This is a genomic window from Streptomyces sp. Inha503 (assembly GCF_047215865.1).
GTDB classification, from domain to species: domain Bacteria; phylum Actinomycetota; class Actinomycetes; order Streptomycetales; family Streptomycetaceae; genus Streptomyces; species Streptomyces lycopersici.
The window spans coordinates 5523755-5542693 of record NZ_CP178360.1; the positions used below are offsets into that span (position 1 = coordinate 5523755).

The following is an 18939-nucleotide window of genomic DNA, read 5'->3' on the forward strand; positions in this document are numbered from 1 at the left end:
TACATCGCGAGACCCCCACGAGAACGGGAGCACGGGCTGATCCCGTTCCCCTTCACAACCGGAACCATGGGGTGACGTCCCGCCCACTCCCGCAGAGCACGACAGGAGTCATTCACCGTGACCACCATGCCCCTCGGCGTCAAAACCACCGCCCGCTCCACCGGCGCGGCCGCCCGCGCCACGGACCTGAGCAAGGTCTACGGCGAGGGCGAGACCCAGGTCATCGCCCTGGATTCGGTCTCCGTCGAGTTCCGCCAGGCCGAGTTCACCGCGATCATGGGCCCCTCCGGCTCCGGCAAGTCCACGCTGATGCACTGCATGGCGGGTCTCGACACCATCTCCAGCGGCTCGGCCCGGATCGGCGACGTCGAACTGACCACGCTCAAGGACAAGAAGCTCACCCAGCTGCGCCGCGACAAGATCGGCTTCATCTTCCAGGCGTTCAACCTGCTGCCGACGCTGAACGCGCTGGAGAACATCACCCTCCCGATGGACATCGCGGGCCGCAAGGCCGACCAGGCGTGGCTGGACCAGGTGGTGGCCACGGTCGGTCTGGCCGGGCGGCTCAAGCACCGCCCCAACCAGCTGTCGGGTGGTCAGCAGCAGCGCGTCGCCGTGGCCCGCGCCCTGGCCGGCCAGCCGGAGATCATCTTCGCCGACGAGCCGACCGGCAACCTGGACTCCCGCTCCGGCGCCGAGGTCCTGGGCTTCCTCCGCAACTCGGTGCGGGAGCTGGGCCAGACGATCGTGATGGTGACCCATGACCCGGCCGCCGCGTCCTACTCCGATCGGGTGGTCTTCCTCGCCGACGGCCGGATCGTGGACGAGTTGCGGAACCCCACCGCCGACTCGGTGCTGGACCGCATGAAGCGCTTCGACGCCAAGGGCCGCACGAGCTGACGCGGGGCGCGCGCCCGTACAAAGCACGCCGCCTCGCACTCCCCCACTCCACCCCTTCAGGACTGACACCTCATGCTCCGTACAGCCCTGCGCAATGTGCTTGCGCACAAGGCCCGGTTGCTGATGACCGTGCTCGCCGTGATGCTCGGCGTGGCCTTCGTCGCCGGCACCCTGGTCTTCACCAACACCATCTCCGACGCCTACCAGAAGAGCTCCCAGAAGGGCTTCAAGGGCGTCGACGTCGCCATCACCCCCGACAAGAAGGACGACGACTCCGCCAACCCCGGTGACGCGCCCAGGCTGAGCCAGCGGCTGCTGGACCAGGCGGCCAAGGTGCCCGGCGCCGCCTCCGCCTACGGTGTGGTGAAGGGCTCCTCCTCCCTCGCCGACAAGAAGGGCGACCTGCTCGGCGGCGGCTTCTCCAACCTCGGCGGCAACTACTACCCGGGCGCCGACGGCAAGGACCCCCGGTACAACATGACCGAGGGCCGCGCCCCCAGGGCCGCGGGTGAGATCGCGCTCGACACCAGGACCGCCGAGCGCGGCCACTACAAGGCCGGGGACTCCATCCGGGTCTCCGTCGACGGGCCGGTGCGCACCGAGAAGGTCGTCGGCGTCTTCACCACCGACGACGGCAATGTCGCCGCGGGCGGCACCCTCGCGCTGTACGACACGGCCACCGCGCAGAGGCTGTTCGGCAAGCCCGGACAGTTCGACGAGATCGATGTGAAGGCCGCCGCGGGCACCTCGCAGTCCACCCTGAAGTCGTCGGTCGACAAGATCCTGCCCGAGCAGGCCGAGGCCACCACCGCCAAGAAGCTCGCCAAGGACCAGGCCAAGGCGATCGAAGAGGGCATGAGCAGCATGCAGACCGCGATGCTGGTGTTCGCCGGTATCGCGCTCTTCGTCGGCATCTTCATCATCGTCAACACCTTCACCATGCTGGTCGCCCAGCGCACCAAGGAGCTCGCCCTGATGCGCGCGGTCGGTGCGACCCGCCGTCAGGTCACCCGCTCGGTGCTGATCGAGGCCACCGTCGTGGGCGCCGTCGCGGCCGTGGTGGGTCTCGCCGCCGGTGTCGGCATCGGCGCCGTGCTGCGCTCGGTGCTCAACTCCACCGGGGCCAACGTCCCGGACGGTCCGCTGATCGTCGCGCCGACCACGGTGCTGGCCTCGGTGGTCGTGGGCGTCGTGGTGACCGTGCTCTCCGCCTGGCTGCCCGGCCGCCGCGCCGCCAAGATCCCGCCGGTCGCCGCGATGAACAGCGTGCACGCCGCGCCGACCACCCGCGGTCTGGTGGTCCGCAACACCATCGGCGCGATCCTCGCCGCGGCCGGTGCCGCGCTGGTGGTCTCCGGTGCGGGCATGGGCGGCGACGGCCAGGGCCCGATGGCGCTCGGCGCGGCCGTCCTGGTGATCGGCGTCTTCGTGCTCACCCCGCTGCTGTCCCGGCCGCTGATCGCGGCCGCCTCCCCGGTGCTGCGGATCTTCGGGATGCCCGGCAAGCTGGCCCGGCAGAACGCGGTGCGCAACCCGCGCCGCACCGCCGCCACCGCCTCCGCCCTGATGGTGGGTCTCACCCTGATCACCGGCATGACGGTGATCGCCGGATCCATGCAGAAGGGGATCGACAAGATGGCGGCCGACGGGCTGAGGTCCGACTACGTCGTCAGCATGGGCGGGGGCGGCGGGACCGGCGGGCGGCCGCTGTCGCCCGAGGTGTCCAAGACCCTGGCGAAGCTGCCCGAGGTCACCACGATCAGCCCGCTGCGCTCCTCCCCGGCCCGGGTCGCCGGCGACACCGACTCCCTGACGGGCGTCGACCCGAAGGCCATCAAGGACCTGGTGAAGGTGGACTTCACCGAGGGCTCGTTCGCCGCGCTCGGGGGCACCAAGGCCCTCATCGACGACAAGATCGCCGATGAGCACCACTGGAAGGTCGGCTCCACCATCCCGGTGACCTACGAGGACGGCCGCGCCGGCAAGCTGACCGTGGGCGGTGTCTACGAGGGCAACCAGATGATCCGCGGCGTCATGGTCGACAGCGCCGTGGTCACCCCGCACATGACCACCGTCGCGGACTTCCAGGTGATGCTGAAGACCAAGGGCGGCGCCACGGAGAACAACAAGGACCTGCTGAAGAAGACGCTCGGCGACAACCCGGCGATCAAGATCCAGAACAAGCAGGACACCTCCGACGAGATCGCCAGCGCCTTCACCCTGATGCTGAACATGCTCTACGGGCTGCTCGCCATGGCCGTGATCGTGGCCGTGCTCGGTGTCATCAACACCCTGGCCATGTCGGTCTTCGAGCGGTCCAAGGAGATCGGCATGCTGCGGGCGATCGGCCTGGACCGGGGCGGCATCAAGCGGATGGTCCGGCTGGAGTCGCTGGTCATCTCGCTCTTCGGCGGGGTGCTCGGCCTCGGCCTCGGCGTCTTCTTCGGCTGGGCGGCCGGTGAGCTGATCGCCACCGAGCTGCCGAGCTACGAGCTGGTGCTTCCGTGGCCCCGGATGGGTCTGTTCCTGCTGATGGCCGCCTTGGTGGGCGTCATCGCGGCGCTGTGGCCGGCCCGGCGGGCCTCCAAGCTCAACATGCTGGCCGCCATCAAGGCCGAGTAGCCGAGCGAGCCGCACGGCGGCGAGCCGGACACGGGACGTCCCCGTCCGCCCCTCTCCGGGGCGGGCGGGGACGTCCGCGTGGTGGCCGGTTCCAGCCGCCTTCCGCCGCCCTCAGCCGCGCCAGTCGCGGGCCCGCAGCGGAAGCCCCGAGGCCCCGCCCTCGGGGGTGCGCACGGCGAGGACCTGGTTGACCCCGATCCGGTTGCGCTCGAAGGAGAGGGCGGAGGCCGCCATGTAGAGCCGCCAGACCCGGGCCCGGCCCGGGGAGGTCAGCCGCACGGCCCGGGGCCAGGACCGCTCCAGGTTGGCGACCCAGCGGCGCAGCGTGAGCGCGTAGTGCTCGCGGATGGCCTCCACGTCGCGCACCTCGAAGCCCGCCTCCTCCAGCTGGGCCACGGTCCGGCCGACCGGGGCGAGCTCACCGTCGGGGAAGACATAGCGGTCGATGAACTCGTCCACGTGGTACGCCTCTTCGTCCGGCTGGGGGCGCCGGGCGATCTGGTGGTTGAGCAGCCGCCCGCCGGGCCGCAGCAGCCGGTGCAGGATGGCGGTGTACTCGGCGTACCGCACGGCGCCCACGTGTTCGGCCATGCCGATCGAGGAGATGGCGTCGTAGGGGCCGTCCGGGACCTCGCGGTAGTCCTGGACCCGGATCTCCACCTGGTCGGTGAGCCCGGCGTCCGCGATGCGCTTACGGGCGTACGCCGCCTGCTCCTCGGAGAGCGTGACGCCGACGGCGCGCACCCCGTACTCGCGCGCCGCGTGCAGCACCATCGAGCCCCAGCCGCACCCCACGTCCAGCAGCCGCTGGCCGGGCTCCAGGGCCAGCTTGCGGCAGACCAGGTCCAGCTTGGCGCGCTGGGCCTCCTCCAGCGTGGAGTCCGCCCGGTCCCAGTAGGCGCAGGAGTAGACCATCGAGGGACCGAGCACCAGCTCGTAGAAGTCGTTGCCGACGTCGTAGTGGTGGCTGATGGCCTTGCGGTCGCGGCGCAGGGAGTGCAGCGAACCGAGGCTGGTCCGGGCCTCCTCGCGCGGCGGGGGCGGCGGCAGGCCCGGCCCGGCGAGCGCGATCATGTCCCGGGCGGCGGTGCGCAGCCGGGGGTCGCGCAGCGCCTGGAGTCCGGTGCGGAGCCGGGACCGCGGCGCGGTCGCGGGGCCGCGCTCCCACAGCAGTCCGGACAGCCGGTCCAGTGCCTCGTACAGATCGCCCTCGACATCGAGGTCCCCGGCGACCCAGGCGCGGGCCAGGCCCAGCTCGCCCGGCCGCCACAGGATCCTGCGCAGCGCCCGGCGGCGCCGGATGACCAGAGTGGGGGCGCCGGGTGGACCGGTCTCGCTGTGGTCCCAGGCGCGGACGCGGATCGGGAGGGGGGCTCCCAGCACCTCCTCGGCCAGGGTGGCGATCCGCCCAGCGGCGTCGGCCATTTCGCACCTCCGTGATGGCGACTCAGGAAGATTCACTCACCACGTAAACACCATGGAACCCGCCGTACAGTCCCGCCGACACGTCTGGAATCGGCAAAACAGCTTCAAAAAGCGGGCCATCGGAGGGCGTCCGAGGGCAGACGTAAGGGCGTCCGCCCCACGGATGGCGGACGCCCTCGGCGTTCAGTCGTACGGGCCGGGCCCGTATGGCCGGGCCGGTCGGGCCCGTATGGGTCAGGACGCCTTGGCCTTCTCGGCCGGGGCCGCCGGCTTGGCCGCGGTGGCGGCGCTGACCGGGGAGGCGGCCTCGTAGAACTCCTCGCGGGGGTTCTCGATGGCGCCGAGCGAGACGACCTCGCGCTTGAGGAACATCCCCAGCGTCCAGTCGGCGAGCACCCGGATCTTGCGGTTGAAGGTCGGCATGGCCATGCCGTGGTAGCCACGGTGCATGTACCAGGCCAGGCGGCCCTTCAGCTTGATCTTCATCTTGCCGAAGACGATCATCGCGACGCCCTTGTGGAGGCCCAGTCCCGCGACGGCGCCCTTGTTGGCGTGCTTGTACTCCTTCTGCGGGAAGCCCCGCATACCGGAGATCACGTTGTCACCGAGGACCTTGGCCTGGCGCAGCGCGTGCTGGGCGTTCGGCGGGCACCAGGCGCCCTCACCGGTGGCGAGGTCCGGAACCTGGGCGTTGTCACCGGCGGCCCAGATGTAGTCGCTGCCCTGGACCTGGAGGGTCGGGGCGGTGTCCACATGGCCGCGCGGGCCGAGCGGGATGCCGAACCGGGCCAGCGCCGGGTTGGGCTTGACGCCCGCGGTCCACACGATGGTGTTGGAGTCGACCTCGAGGCCGTTCTTGAGGACGACATGGCCGTCGACGCAGGAGTTCATCGAGGTCTCGAGGTAGACCTCGATACCGCGCTTCTGGAGGTGCTCCAGACCCCACTTGCCCAGCTTCGGGCCGACCTCGGGGAGGATCTTGTCCGCGGCGTCGACGAGGACGAAGCGCATGTCCTCGCGCTTGACGTTCGGGTAGTACTTGGCCGCGTCACGGGCCATGTCCTCGACCTCGCCGATGGTCTCCGCGCCGGCGAAGCCACCGCCGACGAAGACGAAGGTGAGCGCCTTGCGGCGGATCTCCTCGTCCGTGGTGGAGTCGGCCTTGTCGAGCTGCTCGAGGACGTGGTTGCGCAGGCCGATGGCCTCCTCTATGCCCTTCATACCGATGCCGTTCTCCGCGAGACCGGGGATCGGGAAGGTGCGGGAGACCGCGCCGAGGGCGACGACCAGGTAGTCGAAGGGCAGCTCGTACGTCTCACCGACGAGCGGCTGGATGACGGCGACCTTGCGGTCCTGGTCGATGGTCGACACTCGGCCGGTGAGGACCTCCGCCTTGGGGAGCACGCGCCGCAGCGGGACCACGACGTGGCGCGGGGAGATGCTGCCGGCCGCAGCTTCGGGGAGGAAGGGCTGGTACGTCATGTACGAGCGAGGGTCGACGACCGTGACGGTCGCCTCGCCGTACCGCATCTTCTTCAGAATGCGGCGCGCCGCGTACAAGCCAACGTACCCACCGCCTACAACGAGGATCCTGGGACGCTCCGTGGTGCTCATGTTTCGAGTATCCAGCACCCCTTGGGGGGGACCTCGTGAGCCCCTTCACAAGCATGGTGGGAGCATCTGCTACACTCCGCCGCCCCCGTGATGGACGCCATACCGGCAGAGCGGAACCACTGACTGGAACGGAACGTTCCCACCCCTCTGAGCAGGGCTTGTGACTGAACGCGGGAGTAGACCAGACGGTCCGCACGGGGACACCGAACACCGCCCTGACACCTCACGATCCGGTCAGTTACGGGGCCCGGCCGCCGAAACCGCCCCAGAGCGCCGCATCGGGCGGCCACCAGGCGCCTTTTTCATGTGAAGAGTTTCACGAACTTTCTCGGAGGCGGCTCGCGGAAGGCCCTCGAAGGGGGTTCCGCGGCCGCTCATACGTTGTCCCGGCCGCTCAGGCGATGCTCCAGGCGAGCCCGTCAAGGATGTCATGTTCACTCACCACGACCTCCTCGGCGCCGGTCCTTTCCATGATCGAAAGCAGGATGAGCGCCCCCGCCCCGATCACGTCGATCCGCCCCGGATGCATCACCGGGATCTCCGCCCGCTCGGCGTGGCTGGAGCCGAGCAACCGGCCCGTGATCTCGCGGACCTGGCCGAGGGTGATCCGGGAGTGATGGATCGCGGAGGGGTCGTACTCCTTCAGACCCAGCGCGATCCCGGCCACGGTGGTGACCGAACCGGCAAGACCGACCAGCACGTGGCCGTCCGCGGGACGGCAGGCGCGGCCGAGCGGCACGGTGCGCTCGGCCAGGTCGAGCGCCCGCTCCACATCGGCCCTTATGGCGGCGATCTGATCCTCCGTCGGGGGATCAGAGATGCGGCCGTCCACCACCAGATGGCGCTCGGTCAGCCGGACGCAGCCGATGTCCACGCTGCGGGCCGCCCGCACCCCGTCGCCGCCCTCGACGAACTCCGTCGAACCGCCGCCGATGTCCACCACCAGATACGGACCGGCCATCCGGTCATGGCCGGTGAGCTCCTTGGTGGCCCCGGTGAAGGAGAACTCCGCCTCCTGGTCCCCGGTGATCACCTCGGGCTCCACGCCCAGGATCTCCACGACCCCGCGCACGAACTCCGCGCGGTTCTCGGCGTCCCGGGAGGCGGAGGTGGCCACGAAGCGGACGTGTTCGGCGCCCAGCTCACGCACGACCTCCGCGTACTCGCGGCAGGCGGCGAAGGTGCGCTCCAGCGCCTCGGGGGCGAGCCGGCCGGTGCGGTCCACGCCCTGGCCCAGCCGGACGATCTTCATCCGGCGGTCGAGCTCGGTCAGCTCCCCGGTGGCCGGATCGGCGTCCGCCACCAGCAGCCGGATCGAGTTGGTGCCGCAGTCCACGGCGGCGACGCGGGTCATGCGCTCTCCTCCCGGCCCGGGGCCCCGGTCCCGCAGGGGCTCACACACGGGCCCTTGCGCCACCACTCCGGCAACATCGCGATCGCCTCGTCCCCCAGCGGATTGACCCCGGGGCCGGCCGCGAGGGAGTGGGCCACCAGCACATGCAGACACTTCACCCGGTCCGGCATCCCGCCCGCGCTGGGGAAGCCCTGGAGCACCTCGACGGCGTCGCGGCGCGCGATGTAGTCCTCGTGGGCGGCGCGGTAGGCGGCGGCCAGCTCGGGGTCGGTGCCCAGCCGGGCCGTCATCTCCTTCATCACGCCCTCGGCCTCCAGCGTGCCGATCGCGGACGCGGCGCGCGGACAGGTCAGGTAGTAGAGGGTGGGGAAGGGCGTACCGTCCTCGAGCCGCGGCGCGGTCTCCACGACGTCCGGATTGCCGCAGGGGCAGCGGTGCGCGATCGCACGCAGACCCCGGGGCACGCGGTTCAGCTGCTCCCGTACGGCGTGGATGTCCGCGTCGGTGGGCGCGGTGGGCTCCGTCTGGGGCGGGGGCGTATCCATGAGTGGGAAACTTCTTCTTCTTCGTTTCGAATAGTCACCGGGTGCGGCCGGCGGCCGGAGCGCGGCGCCTCAGCGGCGCGCGCTGCCCGCCCCCGCCGCGTCCGCCGTGTCCACGGCGTCCCAGAGGTTGGTGTACCAGGGGCGGCCGGCCGCGCCCTGGTCGGTGGAGCGCTCGGTGGAGCCGCCGCCGTCCACCACGCTGTAGCCGGTCTCCCCCGGCATCAGGAAGTGCAGCCGCTCCCGGGCCTGCTGCTCGGTGTAGGCGGGGTCGCGCAGCCGGGCCTTCCGCTCCCGCAGCTTCTTCACGTCCTCGCGGGCCCGCTGGGCCTCGTGCCGCTGCTCGGCGATGTCGGAGCGCTGGGAGATGTACTGCCGCATCGGATAGGCGAGCGCCACGACGAGGGAGCAGACGACCAGCGCGAGCAGGGCGGCCCGGCCGGTCAGCCGACCGCGGCGGCGCTTGGTGCGCACGCGGTAGACCCGGGCGGCGGCGTGCTCGCCGAGCGCCCTGAGCCTGGTCGCGGTGGAGAACCGTTCCCGATCCGCCGGCACGTCGCCTCCCCGGTGATGGCTTCGCTTGGGTAACGCCGTCGAGCGACGCCGTCCCCGGCCACGGTACGGGACCGCGGCCGGGGACAGGCGTCAGACGTGTCCGCTCAGCCCTTGAAGCGCGGGAAGGCGGAACGGCCCGCGTACACCGCGGCGTCGTCGAGGATCTCCTCGATGCGCAGCAGCTGGTTGTACTTGGCCACCCGCTCGGAGCGGGCCGGGGCGCCGGTCTTGATCTGGCCGCAGTTGGTGGCGACGGCCAGGTCGGCGATGGTGACGTCCTCGGTCTCACCGGAGCGGTGCGACATCATGCACTTGTAGCCGTTGCGCTGGGCCAGCTCGACCGCGTCGAGGGTCTCGGTCAGCGAGCCGATCTGGTTGACCTTGACCAGCAGGGCGTTCGCGGTGTCGCTGTCGATGCCGCGGGAGAGCCGCTCGGGGTTGGTGACGAAGAGGTCGTCGCCGACCAACTGGACCTTGTCGCCGAGCTGCTCGGTGATGGTCTTCCAGCCGTCCCAGTCCTCCTCGTTCAGCGGGTCCTCGATGGAGACCAGTGGGTACGCGGCGACCAGCTCGGCGTAGTACGAGGTCATCTCGGCGGCGGAGCGGGACTGGCCCTCGAACTGGTACGTGCCGTCCTTGTAGAACTCGGAGGCGGCGACGTCCAGCGCGAGCGCGATGTCCTGGCCCGGCTGGTAGCCGGCCTTCTTGACCGCCTCGAGGATCAGGTCGAGGGCCTCGCGGTTGGAGCCGAGGTTCGGCGCGAAGCCGCCCTCGTCGCCGAGGCCGGTGGACAGGCCGCGCTCCTTCAGCACGGACTTCAGGGTGTGGTACACCTCGGCGCCCCAGCGCAGGGCCTCGGAGAAGGACTCCGCGCCCACGGGGGCGATCATGAACTCCTGGATGTCCACATTGGAGTCGGCGTGCGACCCGCCGTTGAGGATGTTCATCATCGGCACCGGCAGCAGATGGGCGTTCGGGCCGCCGAGGTAACGGAAGAGGGGGAGGTCGGACGCCTCGGAGGCGGCGTGCGCGACGGCGAGGGAGACACCCAGGATCGCGTTGGCACCGAGCGAGGACTTGTCCGGAGTGGCGTCCAGGTCGAACATCGCCTGGTCGATCAGCCGCTGCTCGGTGGCGTCATAGCCGACCAGCTCGGGGCCGATCTGCTCGATCACGGCGAGGACGGCCTTCTCCACGCCCTTGCCGTTGTAGCGGTTCTTGTCGCCGTCACGGAGCTCGAGGGCCTCGAAGGCGCCGGTGGAGGCGCCGGACGGCACGGCGGCACGGCCGGTGCTGCCGTCGTCGAGGCCAACCTCGACCTCGACCGTTGGGTTGCCTCGCGAGTCGAGGATCTCGCGAGCTACGACGACGTCGATGGACGGCACGAGGTTCTCCTTCGTATGGGTCTGCGGTAGCAGCACGAGCCTAACGGGCCGGGAGGGCTGCGCCCCGCGTTCGCCCGCCCCACGAGACAGGGGCGTGACACAAAAAGCCAGATTCTGGATCAGAAATCCTGATTTCGCACGCATTGGGAAAGCCCCGGCGGGGCGCGCCATAGGGGCGGCACGCCCGGCCGGGGCTCGTTCTCGGGGGCCGGCCACCGTGACCGTGGCCTTGGCCGTGGCTCAGCGGAGGTGCAGCTGCTGGCCCGGGAAGATCAGGTCGGCCTGCTCCACGATGTCCTTGTTCAGCTCGAAGAGCTTCTTCCAGCCGCCCTTGACGTCGTGGGCCTTGGCGATCTTGCCGAGGGTGTCGCCGGACTTGACCTTGTACTCGCCGTCACCCTTCTTGATCGGGCCACGGGTCTGGTGCCGCGCGGCGCGCTCCGGCGCGGCGTGCGGCTGCGCCTTCGGCTGGGCCTTCGGCTGTGCGGCCGGGGCCGACTCGGTGGTCGCCGAGGACTGGCCCTGCGAGCCGGAGGGCGTGGACGGGGCGGACGGGCTGCCGCCGGAGGTCAGACCCTTGCCGCAGACCGGCCAGGCGCCCTTGCCCTGGCTGCCCAGGACCTTCTCGGCGATCTGGATCTGCTGGGCCTTGCTGGCCTTGTCCGCGGTGGGGGCGTAGGCCGTGCCGCCGTAGGCGGCCCAGGTGGAGCTCGAGAACTGCAAGCCGCCGAAGTAGCCGTTGCCGGTGTTGATGGACCAGTTGCCACCGGACTCGCACTGCGCGACCTGGTCCCACTGCGAGGTGGTGGCCGCGGAGGCGGAGGTCGCCCCGATGAGCGGTGCCGCCACGGCGGCACCGGCGAGACCGGTGAGCGCGGCGATACGGGTGGCCTTGGAGGGGCGGCGGTGCTTCCCGTTGGACTTGAGCATTTTGGTTCGTTTCCTCACCGACGCCTACGAGGTGAGCTGTCGGGTTCGGACGTGAGTTGCCCGGCCGGTCGCGATGGTCGCTCCCGGCTTCACCCCTAGCCGACGAGCCCGTATCCACAGGCCACTCGGCACCTACCTTGGGTCCCCCGCTCCTGCCTTCGGCGCTGACGCGTCGGTTTCCCCCCGACCGCCGGCAGGATTCGGCGTGACGATCGACGGTGCCCGCGGTGGCGAGCGGAAAGACGTTAAACACACCTTCCAAGAACGTTCAAACACCCCAAGGGCAGCGATTGGGGCCGTAATTGATCTCACCCGGCCCACATCGGCGCAGGTGGGGCCGGGTGAGGAGGGATCGGACACGAGGTGCGCCCCGGAAAATGTGACGAGATGTATGTCTCACCGGGTCCAGATCGGGCAATTCCCCCCGAATCACTGCTCCCTGATGGTGAGGTCAAGTCGCTGACCAGGAATGATCAGATCGGGGTCGACCCCGATGAGGTCCTCGTTGGTTTCGTAGAGCCCTTCCCAACCGCGGGCCACATTCTGGTGCTCGGCGATCCCTGACAGGTTGTCACCGGGGCGAACAGTGTAATCGTCGTCCGTGGCCCCCTCGTCCCGGTCCGAGGCGCCGCGCGAGGCATGGCGCCCGGAGGGCCGTGCGCTCCCCGCGTCGCCGTCGTCGGCCCGCTCCCCGGCGTCCGGGGAGCCGCGGTGGCGGCCGGAGGGGTCCGCCGAGGGGGTCTTGGAGCCGTCCGACGCCGAGGGACCGTCCGAGCGCGAGGGGCCGTCCGAGTCCGGGTCGTCCGCCGCCGGGTCGTCCGAAGCGGAGCCGTCGAGGCCGTCGGGGGACTTCGAGGTGTGGGGCGCCTCCGGCTCCTCGGCCGACCCGGAGGCGTCCGGCGCGTCCGGCTTGTCGGCGCTGTCCGACGTCCCCGAACGGTCCGCGTCCGAGGAGGAGCCGTCCCGTCCCCGGTCCCCCTGGCCGTCCCCGCCGCGGCCCGTCCCCGGGTCCGGGGTGGCCGTGCTGCCGGGGTCCACATCGGGGGCGCCGCCGCCGTCGGTGAGCCCGGCGCCCAGCGCACAGCTCGGCCAGGCGTCGGGGCCGCGGTCGCCGAGGATCGCCTCGGCGACGGATATCTGCTGGGAGCGGCTGGCGAGGTCGGGGCGCGGGGCGTACTCCGTGCCGCCGTACTTCTTCCACATGTCGAGGGTCAGCTGGAGCCCGCCGTAGAAGCCGTTGCCCTCGTTGGCGCTCCACATACCGCCGCTCTCGCACTCGGCGACGTGATCCCATGTGGCGGTCTGGGCGGCCTGTGCGCCGGTCGCCCCGAAGAGGGGCATGGCGAGGCCCGCCCCCGTCACCCCCGCCGCGACGATGATGGCCGGAGCCTGGCGGGGGCGACGGTGTCGACCATTACCGGAACGCATGCGATTGACCTCTCCTATGGCGCTATGGCCCTGAGGCGACAAGGTTTGCCGGTGAACATAGCGAGGGCACTCGATCATCACAAGGCGATGTATCCGAGGTCACGCCGAGGTCACACGGCTGATCATTCGTCACGTATGTCCGCCCGTAGGGGCCTTGGAGGTCTCGGCCGCCCGTTTCGCGGGGCTCAGCCGTCCGCGGAATTCCAGGTCACCGGGAGCGTGCGCAGCCCGCGCATGATGAGCCCGCCACGCCACCGCAGATCGTCCGGATCCTCCGCGAGCCGCAGCCCGGGCAGCCGTCGCAGCAGGGTGGCGATCGCGGTCTGGGCCTCCAGCCGGGCCAGCGGGGCACCCAGACAGTAATGGATGCCGTGGCCGTAGCCGAGGTGCTGGTTGTCCCGGCGGGTGAGATCGAGGACGTCCGGCTCCGCGAACCGCTCGGGGTCCCGGTCGGCCGCGGCGAGCACCACCAGCACCGGCTCCCCCTCGGCGATGCGCTGCCCGGCGAGGGTGACCGGCTCGGTGGCGAACCGCCAGGTGGCGATCTCCACGGGTCCGTCGTAGCGGAGCAGTTCCTCGACCCCGGCGGCGAGCAGCCGCTCGTCCCCTTCTTCCAGGGCCCGCTGCATGAGGGCGCGCTGCTCCGGATGGCGCAGCAGCGCGTAGACGCCGTTGCCGATGAGATTGACGGTCGTCTCGAAGCCGGCGAAGAGAAGGATGAAGGCCATGGCCGCGGCCTCGTTCTCGGTGAGGTGCTCACCGTGGTCACTGGCCCGGATCAGCCCCGAGATCAGATCCTCCCCGTCCTCTTCTTCCCCGCGCTCCGCGAGCTCCAGGCGCTTGCGGTGGATCAGCTCGCCCAGATACGCCCGGATCCTCTTCACGGCGCGGGCCACTCCGCCGCGCGGGCCGCCGCCGTGCCGGATCATCGCGCCGGCCCAGTCCCGGAAGTCGTCCTGGTCCTCGCGCGGCACCCCGAGCAGATCGCAGATGGCGTAAATAGGGAGGGGGAAGGCGAACTCATGGATGAGATCCGCCCCTCCCCTCTCTTCGAAGGCGTCGATGAGCTGATCGGTGAGGGTCCGCACCCGGGGGGCGAACGCGGCCACCCGGCGCGGGGTGAACGCCTTCGACACCAGCCGCCGCAGCCGGGTGTGGTCGGGAGGGTCGATATTGAGCAGATGTGTCATCAGTTCGGCGCGCCGTTCGCCCGGGATGCCCACCTTGCCCCTGGCATGGGCCGCCGCGCTGTGCCGCTGGGGGTTCTTCGAGAGCCGGGGATCGGCCAGCGCCCTCCTGGCATCGGCGTAACGGGTCACCAGCCAGGCGTCCACACCACTGGGGAGCGTGGTCCGGTGCACCGGGGCGTGGTCGCGTAGCCAGGCGTACGCGGGGTAGGGATCGGTGGCGAACTCCCAGGTGAAGAGGGTGGGAGCGGAGCTGTCACGGGGCTGTTCCGACACGCCCCGACGATACCGGCGCGGGACCGCTCTCCCCCGGTCCGCCGGAAGTAACCACAGACAAGAGAAATAAGGGAATAAGCAGAACAAAAAGAATAAGAGAGTCATGACCGGGATGAATGTCTAGCGGAATTCCCAATTCATCTCCACACACCCTTCACCACCCACACACAGCCGGGGTCGAATGCCCGGATATCTGATGGCTGGGGCCGCCGTTCGGCGGATGCCCGCGCCGCCCCGTTACGAGCCCCCGGGACATGCTCTGACGTCGGTCAACGCGGTGAACTGGCGGTGTGGCTGAAACGACGTCAGGTGAACGAATGGGACTGGGGCACATGCACGGGGCCCAGTGATACCGGTGATACGATCACCGCGCTTGCCAGGCGAGCCAAGGGCGCGTAAGACACACGGCGATCCGGCACATCACGCCGAGAGGATCCCCACTCTGAGGAGCATTATGCCGCCAGTCGGGCATATGGAGCCGTTCCGGCGCACCCACGCCTGTGCGCTGCCGTCGGCAAGACGAGTGCGATGTCCCCGGAACCCGCGGGCGCCGTACGGGCGCTGACTTACCGCCGCCCCGACCATTCCAGACGCATAACGCACCACACCTCCCTAAAGTCCCTGGCGGTCTAGTCGTTTAAAGAGAGTCTCAATGACGCAATATCTACAGGATCCAGCGCTCTGGGCCCTGATCGCTGGCACGCCTCTCGCCGCAACCGCCATTATCCGCGGACGGAAGGCGCGAGCGAATCTGCGCCAGGAGAAGGCGGAGCTAGAGAAACGCGCGGCCGACCTCGAGAACAATTACGCCGAGGCGGTGCAGGAGGCCCACAACCGCGCCGAAGAGGCCACCAAGAGCGCGCTGAAGTCCGCCATGCGTACCCTTCAGGGTCTCGCCAACGAGCAGCAGCTGGCCATCTCCAAGACGCAGGACAAGTACGGCGAGCACCAGCTTCTCCAGGACCTCCTGGAGATCGACCATATGAACTCGCAGTTCGGTCGGCGTGCGCAGTCCATCGCGGTGCTCTGTGACGGCTGGCTGGGCCGGCAGCGAGCCGTCGCCTCGGTCTACGACGTGGTGCGCAGCGCCAAGGGCCGCATCCGTCACTACACCCGGGTGGAAATCCGCTCGCAGAGCAATTTCGCCCTGGTCAGCCGGGCCGTGGAACCGGTCGCGCTGGCGCTGGCCGAGCTTCTGGACAACGCGACCAGTTACTCCGCGCCCGACTCGCCCATCGACATCACCATTCGCACCGTCCCCAAGGGCGTCTGCGTCATCATCGACGACGCCGGCGTCGGTATGAACGAGGAGGAGAAGAACCGGGCGGACAAGCTGCTCTCGGCCACGCACGCCACCGGTGTAACGGGACTGGGCAATCCGCCGCAGTTCGGTTTCGCGGTGATCGGTGTGCTCGCCGCGCGCTATGGCTTCACGGTGTCCGTCGATTCGGCCTCTCCGTACGGTGGTGTTCGCGCGGTCGTGCTTCTCCCCGAGGACCTTCTGACCAATATGCCCGAGCCGGAAGAGCAGCCGACGACCCAAGCTCCCGCGGCGGCCGAGCAGCCGGAGCCGAGCGGTTCCACCATGACCAGTTCCACCGTGGGCGGTTCCACCGCCGGGGGCCTGCCCAAGCGCCGCCGTAAGGGCGCGATTTCCATCGTCCCGAGAGCGGACACCACTGCCGCGGCCCGGACGAGCGAGGAAACCGCATCGATCATGGGCGCGTTCCAGCGCGGCACGCAGTCCGGCCGCTCAGCAGCAAACCCGAACAGGGAAGGGCATGATCCTCAGTGAACAACGACCTGTCATGGATGCTTGAGAGCGCCCTGGAAGTACCAGGGGCTCGTCATGCGATCCTGGTTTCCGCCGACGGTCTGCTGATGGCCCGTTCTCAAGAGGTCAAAAAGGACGAGGCCGACACCGTCGCGGCGGCGATGAGCGGCATCCAGTCGCTGAGCCGCACCATGGCCGGCTTCTGCGGTGGCCCCCATATGACGTGGCGCCAGACCCTGGTCGAGTTCGACGGTGGCTGGGTCTTCCTCATCTCCGCGGGTGAGGGCGCGTATCTGGCGGTCTCCTCGGCACCGGATGTCGACATGGCCGACATCACCTTCCGGATGCAGCAGCTCGTCGGGCAGCTCGGCAAGGCGCTGACCACACCACCTCGCGAAAACACCGGAATTCAGGCATGACGGCGCCAGGCGAGCAGGAGCCCGAATCCGCTCAGTTAGTGCGACCGTACGTCATCACCAACGGTCGAGGGCTTCCGGAGAACGACCAGTTCAACCTGATCACGCTGGTCACCGCCTCCGAAGAGAGACCCCCCAGCCATCTCGACCCGGAGAAGCGCGGGCTCCTGGAGCTGTGCTCGGGTGGTTATCTCTCGGTCGCGGAGATAGCCGGACACATGGGACTTCCGATCGGCATCGTGAAGGTCCTGCTGTCCGATCTCTCCTCGGACGGATACCTCGTCACCCGCGCACCCGCGCCTCCCGCGCAGCTTGTCGACGTTTCGCTCCTTCAGGAGGTGCTGGATGGGCTCCAGGCCCGTTTCGGATGATGACGTCTATCTGAACGAAGCGGTGCAGATCGCGGCCAAGATCCTGGTCGTGGGGCATTTCGCGGTCGGAAAGACGACGTTCATCGGCACCATGTCCGAGATTCCTCCGCTGCGCACCGAGGAGCGGATGACTCAGGCCGGAGCCCATATTGACGACCTCATGGGCACCCGGGGCAAGACCACGACCACCGTGGCCATGGACTTCGGCCGGCTCACGCTCAGCGACAGACTTGTCCTGTATCTCTTCGGCACGCCCGGACAGGAGCGCTTCGTCCAGGTGTGGGAGGACATGACCCGAGGCGCTCTCGGGGCACTGATCCTCGTCGATCCGGAACGGCTCAAGGAATCCTTCCCGGTGATCGACCTGGTGGAGCACTACGGACTGCCCTATGCGATTTCCGTCAACCACTTCGACGGCACGCCGGACCGCCCCGACGACGAATTGCGCGAGGCGCTCGACCTGCTGCCCGAGACCCCGATCGTCACCTGTGACGCACGTGACGAGAAGTCATCGGCCAACGCGCTGATAACGCTTGTCCGTTACCTACAGGAACGTACCCGCTAGGAGCACCTGATGAACATGCAATCGGATTTTCCGGCGGCGCCACCACCCGGCTGCCCGGCTCATGGCAGCGGCAAGCGGGTGCCGCTGTACGGGACGGAGTTCGCCGCCGATCCGGGTGCCTACTACACCTATATGCGCTCGTACGGGCCGACCGCGCCGGTGGAACTCTCCCCCGGCGTCGAGGCCACGCTGGTCACGGACTACTCGGCGGCGCTCCAGCTGCTACAGAACCCGGACACCTTCCGGAAGGACTCGCGCCGCTGGCGTGAATACAACGAGGGCAAGGTCTCCCGGGACAATCCGGTCGTCCCGCTGCTGGAGTACCGGCCGAACTGCATGTTCACGGACGGCGCCGAGCATATGCGGCTACGGCAGGCGGTGACCGACAGCCTGGCCCGGGTGGACACGCATCGACTGAGCCGCCATGTCGAACGCGTCGCGGAATATCTGATGGACCAGTTCATCTCCCGCGGCTCGGCCGATCTGCTCAACGATTATGCCAAACTGCTGCCGCTGTTTGTTTTCAATGAGCTTTTCGGATGCCCGGCGGAAATCGGCGACCGGGTCATCTTCGGCATTTCCGGGATATTCGACGGAATCAATGCGGAGAAGGCGAACGAGGTACTCGGCCAGAGCGTCGGCGAACTCGTCGCACTGAAGCGCAAGCAGCCCGGTGACGATGTCACCTCCTGGCTTATGGAACACCATGCCCAGCTCAATGATGAGGAAATGGCTCATCAGCTGGTGCTGCTGCTGGGTTCCGGTGCCGAGCCGCAGCGGAATCTCATCGCCAATGCGCTGCTGCTCCTGCTCTCGGACGAGCGGTACGCGGGGGCCGGGCTGCTGGTCGAGGACGCCCTCGACGATGTGCTGTGGAACAGCCCGCCGATGGCCAATTACGCTCCGCATTACCCGGTTACCGATGTGGACTTCGCCGGGACCCGGCTGCGGGCGGGCGATCTGGTGCTGGTGTCCATCGCGGCCGCGAACAGCGACCCCGCACTGTCCGCCTCCCGGCAGCAGCTCAGCAAGCGCGCTCACCTGGCCTGGAGCGCCGGTCCGCACGCCTGCCCGGCCAAGGACACCTCCCAGCTCATCGGTGTGGTGGCCATCGAAAAACTGCTCAACAGGCTGCCGGACATCGAGCTCGCGGTACCCGAGTCGAGCCTGACGTGGCGCCCCGGCCCGTTCAACCGAGGACTGACCGCACTACCTGCCCGATTCACTCCGATACGTACGGAAAAACAGCCCGTTACGCAGCAACAGATCCCCACGGGAGAGCATCGCGCCCACGCCCAGAATAAGCAGGAGAAGGGCGGCTTGTGGAGTTCGTTCCTCTCGTGGTGGAGGGCGTGATCTAGGTCACATCGGGAACCCATTTCATACCGCATGAATGTTCAAGTGAACGGGTAGGCAGTGTTGCGCAATTTATGTTGGCCAAAATCTAAGAGGAGCTGTCGTGAGGTCTCCCGCCGCCGACGACATCACTGTCGGTCGACGATCAGCGGTACCACTCATATCCCGACCGCACCCCCACCCCCGCGGCCAATCGAACACCTACCCTAATTTCGCGGAAGCACACGCGATGGGAACCC

16 protein-coding genes and 1 riboswitch are annotated in these 18939 nt (G+C 69.0%); of the genes, 7 read left to right on the forward strand and 9 right to left on the reverse strand.

What is annotated here, in order from left to right; translation table 11 throughout:
- Nucleotides 1-126 precede the first annotated feature (126 nt).
- Both ACJX2R_RS22665 and ACJX2R_RS22670 read left to right on the forward strand, forming a co-directional pair.
- On the forward strand, nt 127-900 hold the full coding sequence (locus ACJX2R_RS22665; RefSeq protein ID WP_371105971.1) for an ABC transporter ATP-binding protein: 774 nt from the start codon (nt 127-129) through the stop codon (nt 898-900).
- A 72-nt stretch (nt 901-972) separates the two neighbouring features.
- Nucleotides 973-3522 (forward strand): ABC transporter permease, encoded by a 2550-nt coding sequence (locus ACJX2R_RS22670; protein WP_413101619.1) that lies wholly within the window; start codon nt 973-975, stop codon nt 3520-3522.
- Between the two features lie 111 nt (nt 3523-3633).
- Here the strand turns inward: ACJX2R_RS22670 and ACJX2R_RS22675 are convergent, their stop codons facing one another.
- The 9 genes from ACJX2R_RS22675 to ACJX2R_RS22715 form a co-directional block, all read right to left on the reverse strand.
- Nucleotides 3634-4947 carry a class I SAM-dependent methyltransferase gene (locus ACJX2R_RS22675; protein WP_413101620.1) on the reverse strand — a complete coding sequence of 438 codons (1314 nt, stop codon included), beginning with the start codon at nt 4945-4947 and terminating at the stop codon, nt 3634-3636.
- A gap of 234 nt (nt 4948-5181) precedes the next feature.
- Nucleotides 5182-6561, reverse strand: coding sequence for an NAD(P)/FAD-dependent oxidoreductase (locus tag ACJX2R_RS22680; RefSeq protein ID WP_262698991.1), 1380 nt, complete (start codon nt 6559-6561; stop codon nt 5182-5184).
- Between the two features lie 394 nt (nt 6562-6955).
- Nucleotides 6956-7915: an exopolyphosphatase gene (locus ACJX2R_RS22685; protein WP_413101621.1), complete on the reverse strand. Its 960-nt coding sequence runs from the start codon at nt 7913-7915 to the stop codon at nt 6956-6958.
- Nucleotides 7912-8460: a DUF501 domain-containing protein gene (locus ACJX2R_RS22690; protein WP_262698993.1), complete on the reverse strand. Its 549-nt coding sequence runs from the start codon at nt 8458-8460 to the stop codon at nt 7912-7914. The genes ACJX2R_RS22685 and ACJX2R_RS22690 overlap by 4 nt, the downstream gene beginning before the upstream one ends.
- 69 nt (nt 8461-8529) lie before the next feature.
- Nucleotides 8530-9012 carry an FtsB family cell division protein gene (locus tag ACJX2R_RS22695; RefSeq protein WP_262698994.1) on the reverse strand — a complete coding sequence of 161 codons (483 nt, stop codon included), beginning with the start codon at nt 9010-9012 and terminating at the stop codon, nt 8530-8532.
- A gap of 104 nt (nt 9013-9116) precedes the next feature.
- Nucleotides 9117-10397 (reverse strand): phosphopyruvate hydratase, encoded by a 1281-nt coding sequence (gene eno, locus ACJX2R_RS22700; RefSeq protein ID WP_020870750.1) that lies wholly within the window; start codon nt 10395-10397, stop codon nt 9117-9119.
- 240 nt (nt 10398-10637) lie between these two features.
- Nucleotides 10638-11327, reverse strand: a complete 690-nt coding sequence (locus tag ACJX2R_RS22705; protein WP_413101622.1) for a transglycosylase family protein — start codon at nt 11325-11327, stop codon at nt 10638-10640.
- A 6-nt stretch (nt 11328-11333) separates the two neighbouring features.
- A riboswitch (cyclic di-AMP (ydaO/yuaA leader) is annotated at nt 11334-11501 on the reverse strand.
- 255 nt (nt 11502-11756) lie between these two features.
- A complete protein-coding gene (locus ACJX2R_RS22710) occupies nt 11757-12755 on the reverse strand; it encodes a transglycosylase family protein (protein WP_413101623.1) in 999 nt (332 codons plus the stop codon).
- 185 nt (nt 12756-12940) lie between these two features.
- Nucleotides 12941-14218 carry a cytochrome P450 family protein gene (locus tag ACJX2R_RS22715; protein ID WP_413101624.1) on the reverse strand — a complete coding sequence of 426 codons (1278 nt, stop codon included), beginning with the start codon at nt 14216-14218 and terminating at the stop codon, nt 12941-12943.
- 652 nt (nt 14219-14870) lie between these two features.
- Here ACJX2R_RS22715 and ACJX2R_RS22720 point away from each other — a divergent pair.
- Genes ACJX2R_RS22720 through ACJX2R_RS22740 form a run of 5 tightly spaced genes read left to right on the forward strand, consistent with a single transcriptional unit; the run spans nt 14871 to nt 18700 of the window.
- A complete protein-coding gene (locus tag ACJX2R_RS22720; RefSeq protein ID WP_413101625.1) occupies nt 14871-16013 on the forward strand; it encodes an ATP-binding protein in 1143 nt (380 codons plus the stop codon).
- Nucleotides 16010-16411 carry a roadblock/LC7 domain-containing protein gene (locus tag ACJX2R_RS22725; protein ID WP_037954446.1) on the forward strand — a complete coding sequence of 134 codons (402 nt, stop codon included), beginning with the start codon at nt 16010-16012 and terminating at the stop codon, nt 16409-16411. Before ACJX2R_RS22720 ends, ACJX2R_RS22725 begins: the two co-directional genes overlap by 4 nt.
- Nucleotides 16408-16779 (forward strand): DUF742 domain-containing protein, encoded by a 372-nt coding sequence (locus ACJX2R_RS22730; protein ID WP_044574205.1) that lies wholly within the window; start codon nt 16408-16410, stop codon nt 16777-16779. The genes ACJX2R_RS22725 and ACJX2R_RS22730 overlap by 4 nt, the downstream gene beginning before the upstream one ends.
- Complete coding sequence (locus tag ACJX2R_RS22735) at nt 16754-17344, forward strand: GTP-binding protein (RefSeq protein ID WP_262698999.1); 591 nt, start codon at nt 16754-16756, stop codon at nt 17342-17344. Before ACJX2R_RS22730 ends, ACJX2R_RS22735 begins: the two co-directional genes overlap by 26 nt.
- A gap of 9 nt (nt 17345-17353) precedes the next feature.
- Nucleotides 17354-18700, forward strand: coding sequence for a cytochrome P450 (locus ACJX2R_RS22740; RefSeq protein ID WP_413101626.1), 1347 nt, complete (start codon nt 17354-17356; stop codon nt 18698-18700).
- Nucleotides 18701-18939: the final 239 nt, after the last annotated feature.

Bases quoted from the DNA above. Each gene is read 5' to 3' on its own strand.
- ACJX2R_RS22665 (WP_371105971.1), top strand. From the start codon at position 127: ATGCCCCTCGGCGTCAAAACCACCGCCCGCTCCACCGGCGCGGCCGCC.
- ACJX2R_RS22670 (WP_413101619.1), top strand. From the start codon at position 973: ATGCTCCGTACAGCCCTGCGCAATGTGCTTGCGCACAAGGCCCGGTTG.
- ACJX2R_RS22675 (WP_413101620.1), bottom strand. From the start codon at position 4,947: ATGGCCGACGCCGCTGGGCGGATCGCCACCCTGGCCGAGGAGGTGCTG.
- ACJX2R_RS22680 (WP_262698991.1), bottom strand. From the start codon at position 6,561: ATGAGCACCACGGAGCGTCCCAGGATCCTCGTTGTAGGCGGTGGGTAC.
- ACJX2R_RS22685 (WP_413101621.1), bottom strand. From the start codon at position 7,915: ATGACCCGCGTCGCCGCCGTGGACTGCGGCACCAACTCGATCCGGCTG.
- ACJX2R_RS22690 (WP_262698993.1), bottom strand. From the start codon at position 8,460: ATGGATACGCCCCCGCCCCAGACGGAGCCCACCGCGCCCACCGACGCG.
- ACJX2R_RS22705 (WP_413101622.1), bottom strand. From the start codon at position 11,327: ATGCTCAAGTCCAACGGGAAGCACCGCCGCCCCTCCAAGGCCACCCGT.
- ACJX2R_RS22710 (WP_413101623.1), bottom strand. From the start codon at position 12,755: ATGCGTTCCGGTAATGGTCGACACCGTCGCCCCCGCCAGGCTCCGGCC.
- ACJX2R_RS22720 (WP_413101625.1), top strand. From the start codon at position 14,871: ATGACGCAATATCTACAGGATCCAGCGCTCTGGGCCCTGATCGCTGGC.
- ACJX2R_RS22730 (WP_044574205.1), top strand. From the start codon at position 16,408: ATGACGGCGCCAGGCGAGCAGGAGCCCGAATCCGCTCAGTTAGTGCGA.
- ACJX2R_RS22735 (WP_262698999.1), top strand. From the start codon at position 16,754: ATGGGCTCCAGGCCCGTTTCGGATGATGACGTCTATCTGAACGAAGCG.
- ACJX2R_RS22740 (WP_413101626.1), top strand. From the start codon at position 17,354: ATGAACATGCAATCGGATTTTCCGGCGGCGCCACCACCCGGCTGCCCG.